Origin of the sequence: Terrabacter terrigena (assembly GCF_042676085.1) — a bacterium.
In the GTDB taxonomy this organism is placed as follows: domain Bacteria; phylum Actinomycetota; class Actinomycetes; order Actinomycetales; family Dermatophilaceae; genus Terrabacter; species Terrabacter terrigena.
This window is the reverse complement of record NZ_JBHTKH010000009.1, coordinates 149,489-166,604: the sequence shown is the minus strand read 5'-3', so window position 1 is coordinate 166,604 and position 17,116 is coordinate 149,489. Positions and strand designations below refer to the sequence as shown.

Annotated in this window: 16 protein-coding genes; 7 read left to right on the top strand and 9 right to left on the bottom strand. The window is 71.2% G+C overall.

Going from position 1 to position 17,116, the window contains the following annotated elements; genetic code table 11:
• Positions 1–114: 114 nt before the first annotated feature.
• Positions 115–1,734, bottom strand: coding sequence for a malate synthase A (gene aceB, locus ACFQ2V_RS14820; RefSeq protein WP_386053613.1), 1,620 nt, complete (start codon positions 1,732–1,734; stop codon positions 115–117).
• A 205-nt stretch (positions 1,735–1,939) separates the two neighbouring features.
• On the opposite strand from aceB, the gene ACFQ2V_RS14815 reads away from it, so the two are divergent.
• Positions 1,940–2,773, top strand: a complete 834-nt coding sequence (locus tag ACFQ2V_RS14815; RefSeq protein WP_386053612.1) for an IclR family transcriptional regulator — start codon at positions 1,940–1,942, stop codon at positions 2,771–2,773.
• A gap of 97 nt (positions 2,774–2,870) precedes the next feature.
• Here the strand turns inward: ACFQ2V_RS14815 and ACFQ2V_RS14810 are convergent, their stop codons facing one another.
• On the bottom strand, positions 2,871–4,421 hold the full coding sequence (locus ACFQ2V_RS14810) for a S8 family serine peptidase (protein ID WP_386053611.1): 1,551 nt from the start codon (positions 4,419–4,421) through the stop codon (positions 2,871–2,873).
• Positions 4,422–4,530: 109 nt separating this feature from the next.
• Positions 4,531–4,959 carry a ChaB family protein gene (locus ACFQ2V_RS14805; RefSeq protein WP_386053610.1) on the bottom strand — a complete coding sequence of 143 codons (429 nt, stop codon included), beginning with the start codon at positions 4,957–4,959 and terminating at the stop codon, positions 4,531–4,533.
• Positions 4,960–5,231: 272 nt separating this feature from the next.
• On the opposite strand from ACFQ2V_RS14805, the gene ACFQ2V_RS14800 reads away from it, so the two are divergent.
• From ACFQ2V_RS14800 to ACFQ2V_RS14790, 3 genes are all read left to right on the top strand, one after another.
• Positions 5,232–6,635 carry an MFS transporter gene (locus ACFQ2V_RS14800; protein ID WP_386053617.1) on the top strand — a complete coding sequence of 468 codons (1,404 nt, stop codon included), beginning with the start codon at positions 5,232–5,234 and terminating at the stop codon, positions 6,633–6,635.
• Positions 6,632–7,186, top strand: coding sequence for a universal stress protein (locus ACFQ2V_RS14795; RefSeq protein WP_386053609.1), 555 nt, complete (start codon positions 6,632–6,634; stop codon positions 7,184–7,186). Before ACFQ2V_RS14800 ends, ACFQ2V_RS14795 begins: the two co-directional genes overlap by 4 nt.
• Before the next feature lie 160 nt (positions 7,187–7,346).
• Positions 7,347–8,669, top strand: coding sequence for a nuclease-related domain-containing protein (locus ACFQ2V_RS14790; RefSeq protein WP_386053608.1), 1,323 nt, complete (start codon positions 7,347–7,349; stop codon positions 8,667–8,669).
• Between the two features lie 15 nt (positions 8,670–8,684).
• Here ACFQ2V_RS14790 and ACFQ2V_RS14785 read toward each other — a convergent pair whose 3' ends face one another.
• The 4 genes from ACFQ2V_RS14785 to ACFQ2V_RS14770 all read right to left on the bottom strand — a co-directional run bounded on the left by ACFQ2V_RS14785 (position 8,685) and on the right by ACFQ2V_RS14770 (position 13,940).
• On the bottom strand, positions 8,685–9,602 hold the full coding sequence (locus ACFQ2V_RS14785; protein ID WP_386053607.1) for a universal stress protein: 918 nt from the start codon (positions 9,600–9,602) through the stop codon (positions 8,685–8,687).
• Between the two features lie 144 nt (positions 9,603–9,746).
• Positions 9,747–10,202 (bottom strand): hypothetical protein, encoded by a 456-nt coding sequence (locus tag ACFQ2V_RS14780; protein WP_386053606.1) that lies wholly within the window; start codon positions 10,200–10,202, stop codon positions 9,747–9,749.
• Positions 10,199–12,241: a CARDB domain-containing protein gene (locus ACFQ2V_RS14775; RefSeq protein ID WP_386053605.1), complete on the bottom strand. Its 2,043-nt coding sequence runs from the start codon at positions 12,239–12,241 to the stop codon at positions 10,199–10,201. The genes ACFQ2V_RS14780 and ACFQ2V_RS14775 overlap by 4 nt, the downstream gene beginning before the upstream one ends.
• A 316-nt stretch (positions 12,242–12,557) precedes the next feature.
• A complete protein-coding gene (locus ACFQ2V_RS14770) occupies positions 12,558–13,940 on the bottom strand; it encodes a pyridoxal phosphate-dependent decarboxylase family protein (protein WP_386053604.1) in 1,383 nt (460 codons plus the stop codon).
• A gap of 112 nt (positions 13,941–14,052) precedes the next feature.
• Between ACFQ2V_RS14770 and ACFQ2V_RS14765 the strand changes: the two genes are divergently transcribed.
• From ACFQ2V_RS14765 to ACFQ2V_RS14755, 3 genes are read left to right on the top strand one after another with little or no spacing between them, the layout of a single operon-like run.
• Positions 14,053–14,358, top strand: coding sequence for an ArsR/SmtB family transcription factor (locus ACFQ2V_RS14765; protein WP_386053603.1), 306 nt, complete (start codon positions 14,053–14,055; stop codon positions 14,356–14,358).
• On the top strand, positions 14,355–15,347 hold the full coding sequence (locus tag ACFQ2V_RS14760; protein ID WP_386053602.1) for a TIGR03086 family metal-binding protein: 993 nt from the start codon (positions 14,355–14,357) through the stop codon (positions 15,345–15,347). Before ACFQ2V_RS14765 ends, ACFQ2V_RS14760 begins: the two co-directional genes overlap by 4 nt.
• Before the next feature lie 27 nt (positions 15,348–15,374).
• Positions 15,375–15,710: a YciI family protein gene (locus ACFQ2V_RS14755; RefSeq protein WP_386053601.1), complete on the top strand. Its 336-nt coding sequence runs from the start codon at positions 15,375–15,377 to the stop codon at positions 15,708–15,710.
• Positions 15,711–15,762: 52 nt separating this feature from the next.
• On the opposite strand, the gene ACFQ2V_RS14750 is transcribed toward ACFQ2V_RS14755, so the two are convergent.
• A complete protein-coding gene (locus ACFQ2V_RS14750; RefSeq protein WP_386053600.1) occupies positions 15,763–16,338 on the bottom strand; it encodes a hypothetical protein in 576 nt (191 codons plus the stop codon).
• A gap of 212 nt (positions 16,339–16,550) precedes the next feature.
• Complete coding sequence (locus ACFQ2V_RS14745; protein ID WP_386053616.1) at positions 16,551–16,850, bottom strand: ATP-binding domain-containing protein; 300 nt, start codon at positions 16,848–16,850, stop codon at positions 16,551–16,553.
• Positions 16,851–17,116 lie beyond the last annotated feature (266 nt).

The window sequence follows — 17,116 nt, the reverse complement described above, 5'->3', positions numbered from 1 at the left end:
CAACCACCACCGGCCCCACTCAGCGATCGGGAAAGTCGCACCCATCACCAGGCTGGACAACCTGGCTGGACATCACAGCTAGCGCCGCGGACGCCGGTCCCGCCTCGGTCTGCGTCAGGGGCGCTCAGCAGTGAGCACGGCGTCGTAGGCCGGCAGGGTCAGGAAGTCGGGAAAGGTCTCGCCGAGGGCAGACTCCTCGAAGAGCCGTCGCGCCGTCACCCACGTCGGATCGGCGTCGAACGCCTCCGCCCCGACGCGCCCGCGCAGCGCCGCGACCTCCTCGTCGACGACGTCGCGGACGAGCTCGGCGGTCACCGTCTCGCCGGACGCGAGCACGACGTCGTTGTGGACCCACTGCCACACCTGGGAGCGGGAGATCTCGGCGGTGGCGGCGTCCTCCATGAGGTTGTCGATGGCTGCTGCGCCGTTGCCCGACAGCCACGCCCGGAGGTACTGGATGCCGATGGACACGTTGGCGCGCAGGCCCGCCAGGGTGCGCTCGCCCGGCGTCGAGGCGACGTCGAGCAGGGCGCTCGCCGAGACCGAGACGTCGTCGCGTCGGCGCTCGAGCTGGTTGGGGCGGTCGCCGAGCGTCTCGGTGAAGATCTCGGCGCAGAGCGGCACGAGGTCGGGGTGGGCGACCCACGAGCCGTCGAAGCCGGCGGCCACCTCACGGGACTTGTCCTCGCGGACCTTGGCGAAGGCGCGTTCGTTGGCCTCGGCGTCGCGCCGGCTCGGGATGAACGCGGCCATGCCGCCGATCGCCATCGCGCCACGGCGGTGGCAGGTCGCGACGAGCAGGTCGCTGTAGGCCTTCATCATCGGCGCGTTCATCGTCACGTCGTTGCGGTCGGGCAGCGTGAACGCAGGGCCCGCGTCACGGAAGTTCTTGATGACGGAGAAGAGGTAGTCCCAGCGGCCCGCGTTGAGGCCCGCGGCGTGTTCACGCAGCTCCCAGAGGATCTCGTCCATCTCGAAGGCCGCGGTGATGGTCTCGATGAGCACCGTTGCCCGGATCGTCCCGTGGTCGAGGCCCAGCACCTGCTCGGTGTGGGAGAAGACGTCGTTCCACAGCCGTGCCTCGAGGTGCGACTCCGTCTTGGGCAGGTAGAAGTACGGGCCCCGGCCGCGCTCGACGAGCTCGCGGGCGTTGTGGAAGGCGAAGAGTCCGAAGTCCACGAGGGCGGCGACGACGGGCCGGCCGTCGAGAAGCAGGTGCGCCTCGACGAAGTGCCATCCGCGGGGACGGGGCACGATGACCGGAGTCGCGGCAGCGTCGCGCAGGGCGTACTCCTTGCCCTCGGGGCTCGTGAAGGCGATGGTGCCCCGCACGGCGTCGGTCAGGTTGACCTGGCCGCCGACGACGTTGGCCCAGTGCGGCGTGTTGGCGTCCTCGAGATCGGCGAGCCACACCCTCGCACCGGAGTTGAGCGCGTTGATCGACATCTTGCGGTCGGTGGGTCCGGTGATCTCGACCCGCCGGTCCGTGAGGCCCGGGGCCGGCGGCGGGACGGTCCAGTCGGACGTGCGCACCTCGACGGTCTCGGGCAGGAAGTCGAGACCGGCACCAGCCGCGAGGGCAGCCCGGCGCTGGGACCGGGCAGCGAGCAGCTCGTCGCGTCGGGCCCCGAAGCGGCGCTGGAGCTCGGTCACGAAGTCGAGCGCGCCGGCCGTGAGGACCTCGTCCTGGCGATCGACGTGCGGGCCGGAGACCGTGATCGACGTGGCTGGCATGAGCGCTCCTCCGTGTGGCGAGACCGTGACGGGACCGGGACACGCGGCCGGTGCGTCGGCTGCTCTGCCGGGTGTCCTGCAAGACTTGGACCGAACGTGGCCCTGCCCTTTCGGTGGGCACGCTCGGTATGATTTCATCATACGGAAATTACTTCTCACAAACAGTGGTTCCCCGGTGAGACGAAGACCCTCGAGAGGCAGGCCCATGCCGGCACGCACGTCGATATCCAGCGCCGCGTCGAGCGCCCGCTCCAGCGCGGCCTCGTCGGCGAAGGCGTCCGGCACGACCCGCAGCACGGGTGGGGTGCAGTCGCTCGACCGCGCCTTCGCGATCCTCGAGACCATCGCCGACGCCGGCGGCGTGATCAGCCTCTCGCAGCTCGCGTCCGACACGCGGCTGCCGCTGCCCACGATCCACCGGCTCGTGCGCACGCTCGTCGACCTCGGGTACGTCCGCCAGGAACCGTCACGCCAGTACTCCCTCGGGCCCCGCCTCATCCGGCTGGGCGAGCTCACCTCCCGGCGCCTCGCGACCTGGGCACGCCCCCACCTCGCCGACGTCGTCGCGAAGGTGGGCGAGTCGGTCAACCTCGCCGTGCTCGACGGCGACCAGATCGTCTACGTCGGCCAGGTCATGCCCTCGCAGAACTCCATGCGGATGTTCACCGAGGTCGGCCGCCGCGTCAACCCGCACACGACGGCCGTCGGCAAGGCGATCCTCGCCAACGTCGACGCCGCGCAGGTGCGCGCCCTGCTCGCCCGCACCGGCATGGACGCCCGCACGGAGCACTCGATCACCACCCCCGACGCGTTCATCGAGGAGCTCGAACGCACTCGCGAGCGCGGCTACGCCCTCGACAACGAGGAGCAGGAGCTCGGTGTGCGCTGCGTCGCCGTCGCCGTGCCGGGGGAGCACCGGCTCGCGCTCTCGATCTCGGGGCCGCAGCCGCGCATGGGTGACGGCATGATCGCCAAGGCGGTCGGGCCTCTGCACGCGGCCGCCGACGCCGTGGCGGCCGAGCTGGACGAGCACGCCTGACAGGCACCACCCGGACGGGCCGCCAGGCCCCCGCGTATGCCGCCGGGTCGGGTGGGGCCGGGGTTGCGCGACCCGACCCGACGGCATACGGGCTGGGTCAGCCGACGGCCTTGAGGGCGTCGACCTCCCCCGAGCCGAACCAGCTGTTGTGGCCGATGCCGCCCTGGCACTGCTGGAGGGCACCGCCGTCGAGGGCCGGGAAGAACGCGTACGGCGTCACGTCCGCGGGGCAGGCGATCGGGTTGGTCGCCCGCTGCAGCGCCGCGGCCAGGACGCTGCCGCTCTGCCCGGTGCGGCTCGCGATGAGCGCGGCGACACCCACCGCGTGCGGCGAGGCCATCGACGTGCCCTGCTGGTAGCAGTACGTGGCGCCGCTGGCGTCGACGACCCGGCGCGACGCCAGGCAGGTGGCGTTGAGCAGGGCCGCCGGCCAGGTCGACAGGACACGGCCGTTCGGGGCCGTCTGGGTCAGCTGCAGGATCGAGTCCCCGCCGGGTGCGGCGACGTCCACCGACGACGTCCCGAAGGACGAGTAGAACGACTTCATCCGCAGGTTGCCGGTCGCACTGACGCCGACCACACCGGGGACCTCCGTCGGCACGACAGCGCACGCGTTGGTGATGTCTCGCGTCACGGGAGTCGTGTCGTCCGGGCTCGTCTGGTCCTGGGTCGGGTGGGACAGGTCGTCTGCCTGGTTGCCCTCGGCCGCGACGACGAGGACGCCCTTGTTCTGGGCGTACCTGATGGCGCGGCGTTCGGCGTTCCAGATGGCCCGCTGCTCGGGGTCGTTCTTGCAGTTGAAGAGCCACGGGTCGGCGAAGTAGCTGTTGTTCGTGACGTCGACGCCGTGGTCGCCCGCCCACATGAACGAGCAGACGACGGCCTCGGGGAAGAAGAACCCTGCGGCGTTGCCCGCCTTGATGCCGGCGATCCTCACCGACGGAGCGACACCGACGATGCCGATCCCGTTGGCCGCGGCCGCGATCGTGCCGGCCGTGTGGGTGCCGTGGCCGTTGTCGTCGTTCGCGGCGACCTTGCCGGGCACCGCCACGCCGCTGACGCAGTTGGCGCTGGCGTCGTCGCGGACGTTGGCTGCCAGGTCAGGGTGCGTGTAGTCCAGACCGGTGTCGATGTCGCCGACGAGCACCGACGGACTCCCGGTGGTCAGCCTGTGGGCGTTGCCGACGCGGATCTGGTCCATGTCCCACTGCCTGCTCGAGAGGGGGTCGCCGAGCGGGATGGCGCCCGTCGCAGCGCCCGCGGCGCTGCTGGTCGCGGCACTGGCCGTGGCCGTGCCGGCTGCTCCCCCGCCACCCACCGAGGTGGCGAACCGTGTGGTCGCGACGGCGCCCTCCACGCTGCTGGCCGTCCTCATCCGCGCCGCGAAGTCGACGCTCGTCGACCGCGCGACGACGACACCGATCGGCGCGTAGTTCGCGACGACCTGGCCGCCGGCGGCGCCCACGTCCGCCGCTGCCCCCGAAGTCGCGGCCCCGCTCCGGTAGACGACCAGGTAGGTCGTCATCGCGCCCGCGGCCGACGCCCCCGTGGCCGCCACTCCCGTGGCCAGCGCAGCGGCGGCGACGAGTGCCGCCGCCCCGAGTCCTGCTACCGCCCGAGATCCATTCCGTGCTCGTGACACCGACATGGCTCACTCCTCCGCGGTGGCGGCGTGGTCACCCCACCGCACCGGCCGTCTCCGTGGCGGCCCAACAGATCAGCGTAGAACTGTCGGGAGCGGTGGGCGAGACCTTCCGTCAGTCGCGTGCAGCCGCCGTCGCCCGGTCGTTGGCACGCTGGATCGCCTCGACGAGCTCGTCCTTGCTCATCCGCGAGCGCCCTGCCACGCCAAGGCGCTTGGCGATCTCGTAGAGGTGCGCCTTCGAGGCGTTCGCGTCGACGCCCCCCGCGGAGTCCCCGTCGTCGAGATGGGCCCGTGCATCGGCGCCACGCCGCGCAGCCTGCACGTCGCTCGGCCCCTTCTCCGCCTTCTCCTCCCAGTGGTCACCGACCTTCTCGAAGGAGTGCTTGAGCGACGCGAACGCGGTGCGGTGGGCCCGTTCCCCCTCGCCGTACTGCTCCACTGCGGCGTCGTGCGTCGCCAGCCACGTGTCCTGCGCCTTCTTCGACGACCGTTCGAGGGTCGAGGGCAGGTCGGTGCTGCCCGATCGCTTCCTGGCCGGCATGGCGCCCCTCCTGCTGTCACGCCGACGGGCTCCTCACCCGTCCTGCGACTGTCACGTACCCACGGCAGCGGGTGCGACGGCATACCCGATGGGCGCATTGCGACGAATGCGTTGCTCGCGGTGCCGCACGGGGTACGGACCCGGACGGTGAGGACGTGGCGCCGCACGACCGCACCGGACGGTTGGAGCGATCGATCAAAGGAGATGTGATGAGCGAGGCTGTCGCACAGCAACGCACGGACGGTGCCATCCGGAGTCTGGTGCCGGCGCGCATGGACCGCCTGCCGTGGACGAAGTTCCACTGGTCCGTCGTCATCGGTCTCGGCATCTCGTGGATCCTCGACGGTCTCGAGATCCAGATCGTCTCCGAGTCGGGTTTCCAGAAGTCGCTCGGCATGTCGGCCGCCCAGGTCGGGCTCACCGGCACGATCTACCTCCTCGGTCAGGTCGTCGGGGCGCTGACGTTCGGCAGGCTCACCGACAAATGGGGCCGCCGCAAGCTCTTCATCATCACCCTGGTGATCTACCTCATCGGCTCCGGCCTCGCCGGCTTCGCACCCAACATGGGCTTCCTGTGGGTGTTCCGCTTCATCGCCGGCCTCGGCATCGGCGGCGAGTACACCGCGATCAACTCCGCCATCGACGAGCTGATCCCGTCGCACTTCCGCGGCCGCGTCGACATCGCGATCAACGGCACCTACTGGTTCGGCGCCTTCTTCGGCGCCCTCGCGAACCTCTACCTGCTCAACCCCGACAACGTGGCCGAGAACCTCGGCTGGCGCCTCGCCTTCTTCATCGGACCGCTCCTCGGCCTGTCGATCATCTACCTGCGTCGCCACATCCCGGAGAGCCCACGCTGGCTGCTCACGCACGGCCGTGCCGAGGAGGCCGAACGCACCGTCGACGACATCGAGGAGCGGGTGCGCCGCGAAGGCGGCGAGCTGTCCGAGGTCGACGAGAGCAAGGCGATCCTCGTCAAGCCCGAGGACGCCATGGGCCCGAAGGTGCTCTGGGACGTGTTCGTGCGCCGCTACGGCAGGCGCACGGTGCTCGGGCTCACGATGATGGTCACGCAGTCGTTCCTCTACAACGCCATCTTCTTCACCTACGCGCTGGTGCTGACGAACTTCTACCAGATCGACAAGGCCGGGACCTCGCTCTACTTCCTGCCCTTCGCGGCCGGCAACCTGCTCGGCCCGCTGCTGCTCGGCCACCTCTTCGACACCATCGGTCGCCGCAAGATGATCTTCTTCACCTACACGGTGGCCGGCGTCGTGCTGCTCGTGTCGGCGTGGCTCTTCCAGGCCCAGGCGCTGAGCGCCACGACCCACACGATCTTCTGGTGCGTGTCGTTCTTCTTCGCCTCGGCCGGCGCGTCCGCCGCCTACCTGACGGTCAGCGAGATCTTCCCGCTCGAGGTGCGCGGGCAGGCCATCTCGTACTTCTTCGTCATCGCCCAGTGCGCCGGTGCCGTCGCGCCGGTGCTCTACGGCACGCTCATCGGTGAGGGCAAGGACCGCATGCCGCTGACGTGGGGCTACGTCGCGGGCGCCGTCATCATGATCATCGGTGGTGTCGTGGCCCTCGCCATCGGCATCGACGCCGAGCGCAAGTCGCTCGAGGACATCGCCGACCCGTTGAGCAAGGTCACGGAGGAGTCGGGAGCGCGGGCATGAACATCGCCGCGCTGGGCCGCACCTACACGATCGTCGTCGGGGTCAGCCCCACGAGCGGGTCGCCCGGTGCGCTGCGCTGGGCCGTCGAAGAGGCGTCGGTCCGCGGCGGACGGGTCGTTGCCGTGCGCGCCTGGCGGCCCCACGCTCCCGAGACCGCGACCGGCGGGCGGGTGCCATCGGTCGTCTCCGACGATCGGGCCCTGGCCGACGAGGAGGCGCGGCTGGCCGAGGACGTTGCGCGGGTCCTGGGACACGACCACGTGGTCGAGACCCGGGTCGTCGGCGGCAAGCGGCGCGCGGTGCTCCTCGAGGAGAGCCGTTCGGCCGACCTCGTCGTCATCGACGCCGGGCGCTCGACGGAGGTGGGTGCGCGCTGGCTCGGAAGTCGCATCGCGCGCGCCTCGCGGTGCCCGGTCGTCGTCGTGCCTCCTGCCCTCGGTGACCGTGGCGCAGGCCCCCTCGGCCAGGCGGTCGGCAGGCTGGGGCGCTCGGTCGAGCGCGCCGCCGGCACGGCCGGGCGCCCGGGCTTCCAGCGTCCCCCGACTCGCTGAGGGCTGCACGCACCCTCTCCCGCAGCCGTATGCCGTGTGGCTCGGCGGTCCTGTGGAGCTCGGCCTCGGGCCGAATCAGCACGAGTTGTGCCGATTCGGGCCCGGGACCCGCTCGTCGTTCCCTAGAGTCGCGACGCGGCACGGGACAGGGGAAGACGACATGGCGGACGGTGGGTCGGCTCGCACGCGCGCGGAGGAGCTGTGGGCGCGCGCGGCTGCTGAGCGAGAGCGGGAAGAAGTGGCTCGGCGCCGGGCAGAGCAGCTCGAGGCACGGGCCGGAGCCTGGGCTGCGGGCGCCGAGGGTGAGCGCCGGGTGGCGCGTGTTCTCCGGGACCTGCCCGAGGGGTGGGTCGTTCTCCACGACCGGCTGCTGCGACCCGGCACGGGCCTGACGAACCTCGACCATGTCGTCGTCGGCCCAGGCGGCGTGTTCCTCGTCGATGCCAAGAACTGGGCGGGCGGCGTCAGCGTGCACGACGACAACCTCTGGCAGCACGCCGGCCGCAGCTCCGCCAAGGGCGCCGAGCTCGACAAGCTGGCCGGCTTCGCCGGAGAGATGGAGACGGTCCTCGGCGTGCCGGTCGTACCGGTCGTCGCCCTCACGGGTCGTCACGGCGCAACGTTCCGCGCCCAGCGCGTCCGCGGTGTTGAGGTCGTCCCGCACGGCCGGCTGACGAAGTGGCTGCGACGCCAGCCCGCAACCACGGACGCGATCTCTGCCGAGCTCCTGTCTCGCAAGATCGCCCACACCTACCCGCCCGCCTCGGGCGACGTCCCGACCGACGGGGGTCCGTCGACGACGAACCTCACCGTGCCCGCAGTACTCAGCGCCCCTCCGTCGAGCAACGGGACCTCAGCGAAGCGACACCGCGCCACGGCACACCCGCGCCGCCGGCGACCGTCCGCGCTCAAGGCCCTCGCCGGTTTCGGCCTGCTAGTGGCGCTCAGCCAGCTGGGGCCTCGCCTTCCCGACGTCGTGGCCGGTGCAGTGCCGAAGCTTTCGTTTCCCCAGTCACGTTCATCGGGGACGACGCCGGCGGCGCCCGGGAAGGACTGCCAGACGTTGATGAGGCCCGTGATCGCCAGCACGACCGGCGCGAAGGTCGTCATCGAACAGGCGCGCGCCGGCGATGTCTGCGCCTGGTGGCTCAGCAAGCCCCGGTACTCCAGCGACCGGGCTGACCTCACCGTGACCACGGGCATGTCGGTTCGGGTCAGCCTGTCCGTCACGGGATCGGCGGAGTCGAGGATCGACACGATGCCGGGGGAAGTGACCGCATGGCTGCCTGAGGGCACGACACTCGCGGGGTGGAAGCCGAGCAGCAAGGCGTCGCAAGCGTTCTCGCTCTCATTGCGTTTCAGCTACCCCGAAGGTGCCAGCCGCAGGGAGGCGCAGGCCGCCGAGACTGCGGCTGAGAAGACGGTGACTCGGCTCGCCGAGCAGACAGCCATCGCACTGGCTCGGCGCGAGACCACTCGGTAGCCCCTTCCCTCCCGGTCAGCGGACGACCATGACGGGGCACGGGGCGTCGTGGATGACGCGGTGACTGACCGAGCCGAGCAGCATCCCGGTGAAGCCGCCGTGTCCGCGCGAGCCCATGACGATCAGGCCCGCCGCGACGTCCGTCGCGTAGCCGGCGATCGCCCGTCCGGCCGCTCCCCCGACGACGTTGGTGCGCACGTCGAGACCCGGGTGGGCCCGTCGTGTCTCGTCCGCGACGTCGCGTGCCGTCTTCTCGACCTGGCGGTGCAGCGACTCGGCGACCTCCTCACGGCCGAGCATCGTGTCGGTCTCCGGCCACGCCTCGAGGCCGCCGACGTTGTCCACCGACACGATGTGGAGCGCGGCCTCGGCTGCCGCCGCGACCTGGGTGGCGGTCCGGAGGGCGGTCTGGGCCGGCTTCGAGTCGTCGAAGGCGACCACGACGGGGTGGTTCGGTCCTGCATGGACGACGGACGGGCCACGCACGACCACCGCTGGGCAGTGCGCGTGGGCGGTGACGGCATACGACGTGGAGCCGAGCAGCCCCGACGAGATGGTGCCGTGACCGCGCGACCCGGTCACGAGAAGGTCTGCCTGTGACGACACACCCACGAGTTCCGCGGAGGCGTTGCCGACGGCGCTCAACGGGTGGATGTCGTTGCGGCCCAGCTGGTTCGAGGCGATCTCGATCGCCTCGGCGAGGACGCCGCGCGACAGCTCGTCGTACGTGTGGGCCTGGACGTTGGGGTCGTACGCGCGGAAGGTCGGCGTCATCGTCAGACCCACGCAGTGCAACAGGGTGAGTGGGCGCTCGTCGCGCTTCGCGGTCTCGATCGCCCAGTCCAGGGCCAGACGCGCCCCTGGCGACCCGTCGTAGCCGACGACGATGCCCTGGCTGGTGGTGGTGTTCGTCGGGTCGGCTTCGGCGCCCATCGCTCTGCCCTTCCGTGCCGGTCGAGGCCGTGTGCTCTCGGCCACGTCCATCGTCCCGCCTCTCGGCCCTGACGGCACCAGCCGGTGACCATCGAGACCGCCGGCGGCGGGCGGCACGTGCCTGCGCGCCCGCCGCCGGAGGTGTCACTTGCCGAGCAGGACGCTCACCGAGGTGTTGCCCGTGCAGTCGGGGATCTCACGGATCGCCCACCTGCCACGCAGGCCGTTCCCGTCGAAGTTCGACTCGGCGTCGCGGTCCTCGACCTCCCCCTCGGACGCCGTCCAGCCACGGGTCGTGTACGCGTGCTGCATGTCCTCGAGGGTCTGGGCGAACGGCTTCGGTGACACGGCAGTGACCACGGTCCGCCCCTGGGTGCGTGCCTGGACGCCGGTCACGACCATGCCGTCGGGCAGGGCCGCCTGCGCTGGGAAACCCTCTGGCAGGTCGACCGGCTTCGCGTCCGCTGCGCACACGAGGGCGGCAGAGGTGGAGCCCGAGACCGTCTCCGCCATCGCGCCCTCCATCTCGTCGGCGCAGCCGGTGAGCAGGCTCACCGCGGCGACGGCCCCGACGGCGACCAGGGCGCCGCGCACCCTCATCGGGTGACCTGTGCCTGGCGCCGGTTGTCGGCCTCGTTCGACTCGCGCACGTGACCGTCGGGGTCGGCCAGCACCGCGAAGGTGTGGGTGCCCTTGCCCAGGCGTACGCCCGGGAAGCTCAACGTGGTCGACCGTCCGGCGACGAGGTCGGTGGGAACCGACGTGCCTGCGTTGACGCCGTCGACGAAGAGGCGGGTCGTGACGCCGGTGGCGACGGACCTGCCGTTGTTCGCAACCGTCGCGTTGGTGACGTAGAGCCCGTTCGCCTTGGACACCGACAGTGCCGTCGGCGTCAGGTTGGGCAGCGGGTCGTTGGCCGCGTAGAGCGTGTTGCCGGACTGCTGGCGGGCGATGGTGGCGTACGCGTCGAAGTTCTGGGCGCCGCCGGGCTGGGCGCACGCACCGGTGCAGCCGTCGGCGTAGCCGACCTCGACCCGGCCCGTCCGGTCGACCGTGGCGTCCATGAAGTCGAGCAGGTTGCGGTCCTTGCCGCACGTCGTGCCGGCAGTGCAGATGGACCCGCGCTGCACCGGGTCGCTCGGCGTCGTGTCGACGGTGACCCAGCTCTTGCCACCGTCGTACGTCGTCGAGACGTAGAGGTGCCAGACGCCGGTGAACGTCGCGGCGTCCTGGTAGTTGCCGGGGGTGGTGGTGCCTATGAAGGCGAACGAGGCCCGGTCGTCGTCGCCGGCCACCACGGCGGGGAACACGGTGTTGTGGATACCGAGGCCCGCGCCGACGTTCTGGTCGTCGGTCCACGTCTTGCCCTTGTCGCGGCTGACGGCGATGCGCGGCGTGCCGTCAGCGGCCTGGTAGCCCATGTAGACGGTGCCCCTGGCGCCGATGCCGACGCTGGGATCGGAGTCGCCGACGGTGCTGGCCGGGTTCTTGCGCACCGACCACGTCGTGCCACCGTCCTCGGAGACGGCGACGGCCTGGTTGCCACCGCACGACTTGTTCGGGACGTAGACGGTGCCGTCGACGGGTGCGACCTTGACGTGCCCGTGGAGCCCTCCGCAGTCGAGGAGGGAGTACATCGGGACGGCTGGCCCGAACGTCACGCCACCGTCATGGCTCGACGCACAGTTGGCGTCGGCGATGTCCTGGCTGCAGTAGTACACGGCGTTCGGGTAGGTCGAGGTCGGCAGCGGGCCGACGCCGTTGGGAGAGTAGGGACCCCCACCGACGGTCTGGTGGTCGACGCCAGAGTTGAGGCCGCCGCCCTGGCTGGGCGACCAGGTCTTGCCCGCGTCGTCGGAGTAGCACATGAGGGACGTCTTCCCGGCGAGCTGGCTCTCGAAGACACGGCCCGTGGCCGGGTCCGTGAAGCCGATCGGGTCGAGCGAGGTGGCACCGCCGGTGGCGCAGCCGTTGGACGGCGTCGCAGACACGTCGGCCCAGGTCACCCGCGACGGTGAGACGCTGTCGTCCCAGCTCGCCTTGAAGGTGCCGAAGAGCGCCTGGTAGAAGGTCGCGTCGGCCTTGTGGCTGCTGCCGATGGACGGCTCGCCGGCGTCGTGCGCCTGCGCGAACCCCTCCGGTGCGCCGTACTGGCTGAAGGTCGGGGGTGTCGCCGTGCCGGGCGGCGGGTTGGCCGGCAGGTCGGTCAACGTCGCCGTGCCGGTGACGGTGTCGCCGAGCGGCGCAAAGGGCACGACCCGCACCGTGTAGTCGCCGCTCGCCGGCGGTGCCACGATCACCTCCGGGTCGGACGACGACGCTGCCGATGCGACGACGGCGCCGCTCCGGTCGAGCAGGTAGACGTCGAAGTCGGCAGCAGCGGTGGGCCACCCGACCTTGATCGTCAGCTGATGGGTGTCGCCGTAGCCGCTCGGCGTGGCCACGTGCAGTGCGAAGTCGTCACACAGCCCGGGCCCGCACGTGACGTCGCCGGCGGTGCCGGTGACGTTGGGAGCGGCGAAGGGTCCAGCGCTCCACTGGACGCTCGTGCTCGTGTCGGATAGGGACCCGGAGTCGGGGGTCGCCGCGAGCGCCGGTGCGGCTGCACCGAAGGCAGCGAGCAGGGCGGCGGCCGCCACGAGTGGCAGAGCACGGGAACGTTGACGGGTGGATGGTGTCGGCATGCGGGCAGCTCCTGGATCCGCTGGGAGGAGAACACCCCCGAGGCGTTCGGTCCGGTGACCGGCGAGCGACTACACGCGTGTACTCGCTCTCCGGGTCCAACGAGATGCGGTCGGCGCCGGCTATGCCTCCGTTGGTCAAGAGACGGTCAGGATGTGCTGAGGTCTGGCTGGGGCATGACTGGACGATCGCTGGGAGGACGCAGTCGGGTGTCGTACGGGATGTCGACGCCCTCCTGCCCCTGGGCGACCGCCGGCCCTGCGGCCCGGCGGGTCACCCCTGGGACGCGGAGGCGAGGATCGCGTCGGCGGACGCGTCGATGTCGGCCTCCGTCGTCGTCGCGTTCGAGACCGAGACCCGGATGAGGCGCAGCCCCCGCCAGGTGGTGCCGCCGACCCAGCACGTGCCGTCCCGCTGCACGCGCTCGATGACCGCGTCAGTGTCAGCGGGGTCCCCGATGCTGACGAGCACCTGGTTGAGCACGACGTCGTTGTGGATCGTCGCACCACCTGCACGGAGCCGCCCGGCCATGCGCTGCGCCAGCGCGCACGACCGGTCGACGAGATCGGCCACCCCGTCGCTCCCCAGCTCTCGCAACGCCGCCCAGACCGCGAATCCCCTTGCCCGTCTGGAGGACTCGGGAGTGAGGTCGCCGAGGACGAAGTCCGTCGCCGCCCCCGACCCGGTGAGGTACGCGGCGGCATACGACATCGTCGAGGCGTGCAGCGCCGCGTCGGCGCAGATGGCGAGCCCGCAGTCGTAGGGGACGTTGAGCCACTTGTGGGCGTCGACACCCCACGAGTCGGCGAGGTCCAGACCGTCGACGAGGTGGGCGGTCCGTGGAGACGCCGCCGCCCACAGACCGAAGGCACCGTCGACGTGCACGAAGGCTCCGTGTTCCCGTGCGATCGGGATCGCCGAGCGCAGGTCGTCGCACGCGCCGGTGTTGACGTTGCCTGCCTGGAGGCAGACGACCACGGGACGCCCGGCCACCGCCTCCAGCGTCCGGGCCAGCTCGCCGACGTCGATGGCTCCCTGCGTCCCGCACTCCACCGGCACCACGCTCGCCGTGCCGAACCCGAGCAGCCGCGCGGCCCGGTCGATCGTCGCATGCCGCTCGGCCCCGGCGACGATCGCGACGCGCGGCGCCCCGAACAACCCGTCGCGCGCGACGTCCCAGTACACGTCTGCCAGCACCCCCTGCCGCCCGACCGCGAGCCCCACGGTGTTCGCTGCCTGCGCCCCGGTCACGAAGCCGACGGATGCCGTCGCCGGAAGGCCCAGCAGCTGCCTGACCCACGATCCCGCGGCCCGCTCGGCGGCACCCGCGGCCGGTGACAACGCCTCGTTGTACGCGCACTGGTCCCACCCGGTGGCCAGGAGGTCGGCAGCGGTGGCTGCGGGAGAAGAGCCACCGATGACGAACCCGAAGTAGCGCGGACCCACGGTGCCGACCAGCCCGGGGGTGGCGGCCGCGACCAGCTCGTCGACGACCTGGGCGGGCTCGGTCGGACCCGCCTGGAGCGGAGGTCCGAACGCCTGGGCGAGGGCGACGGGGTCGGCGTAGGGGTGGACGGGGCGATCGGCCACGGTCGCGCGGTGGCGGGCCCCCTCGGCGGCCGCGCGGGTGAACAGCTTCTCGAGGTCGGTGTCCATGTGCGCACGCTCCTCTCGCGCAGACGGAGGGCGCAAGGGCCGCGGTCGACGTCCCCGGGCCCGGTCGGCAGCGCACTTGCAAAATACGTTAGTGGTCACTAACGTTTTACTCGTGATCGACGCCCTCTCTGCCGCCGCAGAGCCCAACAGGCGCCGCATCCTCCAGCTGCTGGCGAAGGGCCCGCTCACGGTCAGCGAGATCGCCGGGGAGTTCACCGTCACGCGGTCGGCGATCTCGCAGCACCTGCTCGTCCTCGCCGAGGCCGGTCTCGTGGAGGCGGAGAAGGTCGGTCGACAACGCATCTACCGCGTCCTCCCGTCCGGGCTCAGCCGCCTGCAGGCGGAGATCGACCGGTTCTGGACCGACGAGCTGGACCAGCTCGTCGCCGACGCGCACACCATGAGGAGCACCAGATGAGTTTCACCAAGACCGCACACCTGCCCGTCACTCCCGACGAGGCGTTCGCGTTGGTCACCGAGCCCGAGCGCCTGCGCCGCTGGCAGACGGTCTCGGCCGTCGTCGACCTGCGCGCGGGCGGCGACTACCGCTGGACCGTCACCCCGGGGCACGTCGCGGCCGGCACGTTCCGAGAGCTCGAGCCCGGCCGGCGCGTCGTCTTCGGCTGGGGCTGGGAGGGCAGCGACGAGCTGCCGCCCGACGCCTCCACCGTCACCGTGACGATCGAGGCCGCCGAGGGCGGATCCACCGTGACCCTGGTGCACGAGGGCCTGTCGGCCGAGCAGGCGGCCATGCACGCCGAGGGGTGGAACCACTACTTCGACCGTCTCCAGCGCCTGGCCGCCACAGGAGACGCCGGGCGGGACGACTGGTCGAACGTCCCTGCCGAGATGACGCCGGTGACCGTGGCCGAGGCCGCCCTCGCCGGGCTCCAGCCGGTCCTGCGTGCGCTCACCGACACCGACCGCAGCAAGCAGACGCCGTGCGACGACTTCACCTGCCACGAGCTGGTCGAGCACCTCTTCGCGTCACTCGAGCAGCTCGGTGCCATGGCCGGGACCACCGTGGTGAACCCGGAGCAGGGGTCCCTCGAGAACCGCGTGTCCGTCATGGCTGCCCAGGCAATCGACGGCTGGCTCTCGGTCGACCTCGAGGGCACCGTTCCGGGGCCCGGAGGCAGCGAGATGCCCGCTGCCTTCGCGGCGAGCATCCTCCCCGTGGAGCTCGCCCTGCACGGGTGGGACCTCGCGCAGGCGAGCGGCCAGACCCTGGTGCTCTCGGACGAGGTCGTCGCCTACCTCAGGACACTCGCCGAGGGCCTCGTCCCGGCCGGTCGCGAGTCCGGCTCGTTCGCCGCAGAGGTGGGTGCGCACGACGACGCGAGCCCCCTCGACCGGCTGGCTGCCTTCTCGGGGCGTACGCCGCTCCTCGCCCCCTCCACCATCTGAACCAGCAACCCGCACAAGGAGATCACCATGAGCAAGTACGTCTTCATCTACCACGCCCCCGTGACGCCCGCCGAGGCCGCTCCCCCTTCGCCCGAGCAGATGGATGCCGTCATGGGTGAGTGGAACGCCTGGGCCGCCCGGGTCGGCGACGGACTCGTCGACTTCGGCACCCCCCTCGCCGGGGGCGTGCGCGTCACCAAGGACGGCACCTCGCCGAGCAGCCGTGAGGTGGCCGGCTACTCCATCATCGAGGCCGACGACATGGATGCCGCTCTCGAGCTCGCGAAGGGGCACCCGCACCTCAACATGCCCGGAGGCTGCGAGATCGAGGTCCACGAGGCCCAGCAGATCCCGGGGATGTGAGCAGGTAGCAGCCACCCTGCGCCTCGGACGAGGCGCAGGGGGCTGCGCCGGGTCACCTCACCGTGAGGACGACCCGCATCCACGGGTGGACGCAGCACTCGAACATGTACGTGCCCGGCATGAGACCTGCCGTGCTGAACGCCTCCTTGGTGCCAGCGTTCACGAAGACGTTGACCGGCGACGGCGGCTGGGGGGCGAGATCGCCGTTGGGCAGCGTCGTCGCGCACTCGGGGGCCGGCACGGGGTTGCCCGACAACCCGTTGAGCGGGGCGATGAAGCCTCCACCGAACATCTTGACCAGCGTGAACGTGTGGGTCTCCCCGCCGCGGTTGTCGAGGATGACCGGACGGCCCTCCTTGATCTTGAGCATGGACGGCTTGAACGTCCAGTCCTCGACCGCCTTGGTGGCGGTGAGCTCGGCCAGGAAGGCGTTGACGTTCGTCTCCCCGTCACCGACGCACACGCCGGGCCCGAAGGCTGCGTTGAACGACGTGGGATCACAGTCGTCGAGGATCCTGATGCGTTGGGCCCCCTGCCGGGCCGCCTCGGTGGGGACGGCGAACGCGAGGGCGCTCAGTGCTGCGAGAGAACCGGCTGACAAGGCGATGCTGATCTTCTTGGGCCACATGTCATCTCCACTGCGGGCGCGGGCGTCGGGTGCCGGGTGCGCCCTAGCGGGGGCCCGCACATGCCGCAACCCAGCACGCTACGCCCGGGGCCGGGGGCAGGTATGGCGATTGCGGAAAGCGGCACCTGCGGATGGGGTGAATGTGCACTTGCATCCCAATTGTGCTGGGCCAGCTCGTGATTCGACATCCGCACCGGTCGCGAACGGCTCTGTCAGCGAGGCTCCAGCCCGAGGCGCGCCGCCACCTGGTTGCCGCCGATCTCGCGGACGAAGTCGGGGTCGCCGACGACGACCAGCTGGTCGGTGGCGCGGGACATGCCGACGTAGAGCATCTCGCGGGCCCGGTCGGTCGACGTCGCGTTGACGCACAGCACGACGGCGCGCCGTTCGAGGCCCTTGCAGCCCAGGACGTGGCCGTAGAAGACGTCGTCGTCCTCCCAGAACGACCGCCAGTAACCGACGTGGCCGTCGGCTTCCTGCCGCTCGACCTGCGCGGGGTGACGTGACCCCATCGTCAGCAGGGCCACGTGGTCGGGGCGCCACCCGGCGGCCAGGAGCAGGTCGACCTGGTCGTCGGCTGCCGCGATGGCCCCGTCGAGGGCGGTCGGCACGAACGTCACGTCGGCGCCGTCTCCCCCGCGCAGCCGCATACGCGTCGGGGCCAGCGGGCCGAACGCCTTGGCGATCTGCTGGGTGTTGCGCAGGTTGTGGTCCAGGACCAGCGGGACGAGCGGCACCGGTGGCCGGCCGTAGCGGGCGAAGATGCGCTGGTTCTCGT

Excerpts from the sequence above, each read along its gene's own strand:
- ACFQ2V_RS14800 (WP_386053617.1), top strand. The coding sequence starts at position 5,232 with ATGGACCGCCTGCCGTGGACGAAGTTCCACTGGTCCGTCGTCATCGGT.
- ACFQ2V_RS14810 (WP_386053611.1), bottom strand. The coding sequence starts at position 4,421 with ATGTCGGTGTCACGAGCACGGAATGGATCTCGGGCGGTAGCAGGACTC.
- aceB (WP_386053613.1), bottom strand. The coding sequence starts at position 1,734 with ATGCCAGCCACGTCGATCACGGTCTCCGGCCCGCACGTCGATCGCCAG.
- ACFQ2V_RS14790 (WP_386053608.1), top strand. The coding sequence starts at position 7,347 with ATGGCGGACGGTGGGTCGGCTCGCACGCGCGCGGAGGAGCTGTGGGCG.
- ACFQ2V_RS14780 (WP_386053606.1), bottom strand. The coding sequence starts at position 10,202 with ATGAGGGTGCGCGGCGCCCTGGTCGCCGTCGGGGCCGTCGCCGCGGTG.
- ACFQ2V_RS14805 (WP_386053610.1), bottom strand. The coding sequence starts at position 4,959 with ATGCCGGCCAGGAAGCGATCGGGCAGCACCGACCTGCCCTCGACCCTC.
- ACFQ2V_RS14815 (WP_386053612.1), top strand. The coding sequence starts at position 1,940 with ATGCCGGCACGCACGTCGATATCCAGCGCCGCGTCGAGCGCCCGCTCC.
- ACFQ2V_RS14750 (WP_386053600.1), bottom strand. The coding sequence starts at position 16,338 with ATGTGGCCCAAGAAGATCAGCATCGCCTTGTCAGCCGGTTCTCTCGCA.
- ACFQ2V_RS14770 (WP_386053604.1), bottom strand. The coding sequence starts at position 13,940 with ATGGACACCGACCTCGAGAAGCTGTTCACCCGCGCGGCCGCCGAGGGG.
- ACFQ2V_RS14785 (WP_386053607.1), bottom strand. The coding sequence starts at position 9,602 with ATGGGCGCCGAAGCCGACCCGACGAACACCACCACCAGCCAGGGCATC.
- ACFQ2V_RS14760 (WP_386053602.1), top strand. The coding sequence starts at position 14,355 with ATGAGTTTCACCAAGACCGCACACCTGCCCGTCACTCCCGACGAGGCG.
- ACFQ2V_RS14755 (WP_386053601.1), top strand. The coding sequence starts at position 15,375 with ATGAGCAAGTACGTCTTCATCTACCACGCCCCCGTGACGCCCGCCGAG.
- ACFQ2V_RS14745 (WP_386053616.1), bottom strand. The coding sequence starts at position 16,850 with ATGGGGTCACGTCACCCCGCGCAGGTCGAGCGGCAGGAAGCCGACGGC.
- ACFQ2V_RS14795 (WP_386053609.1), top strand. The coding sequence starts at position 6,632 with ATGAACATCGCCGCGCTGGGCCGCACCTACACGATCGTCGTCGGGGTC.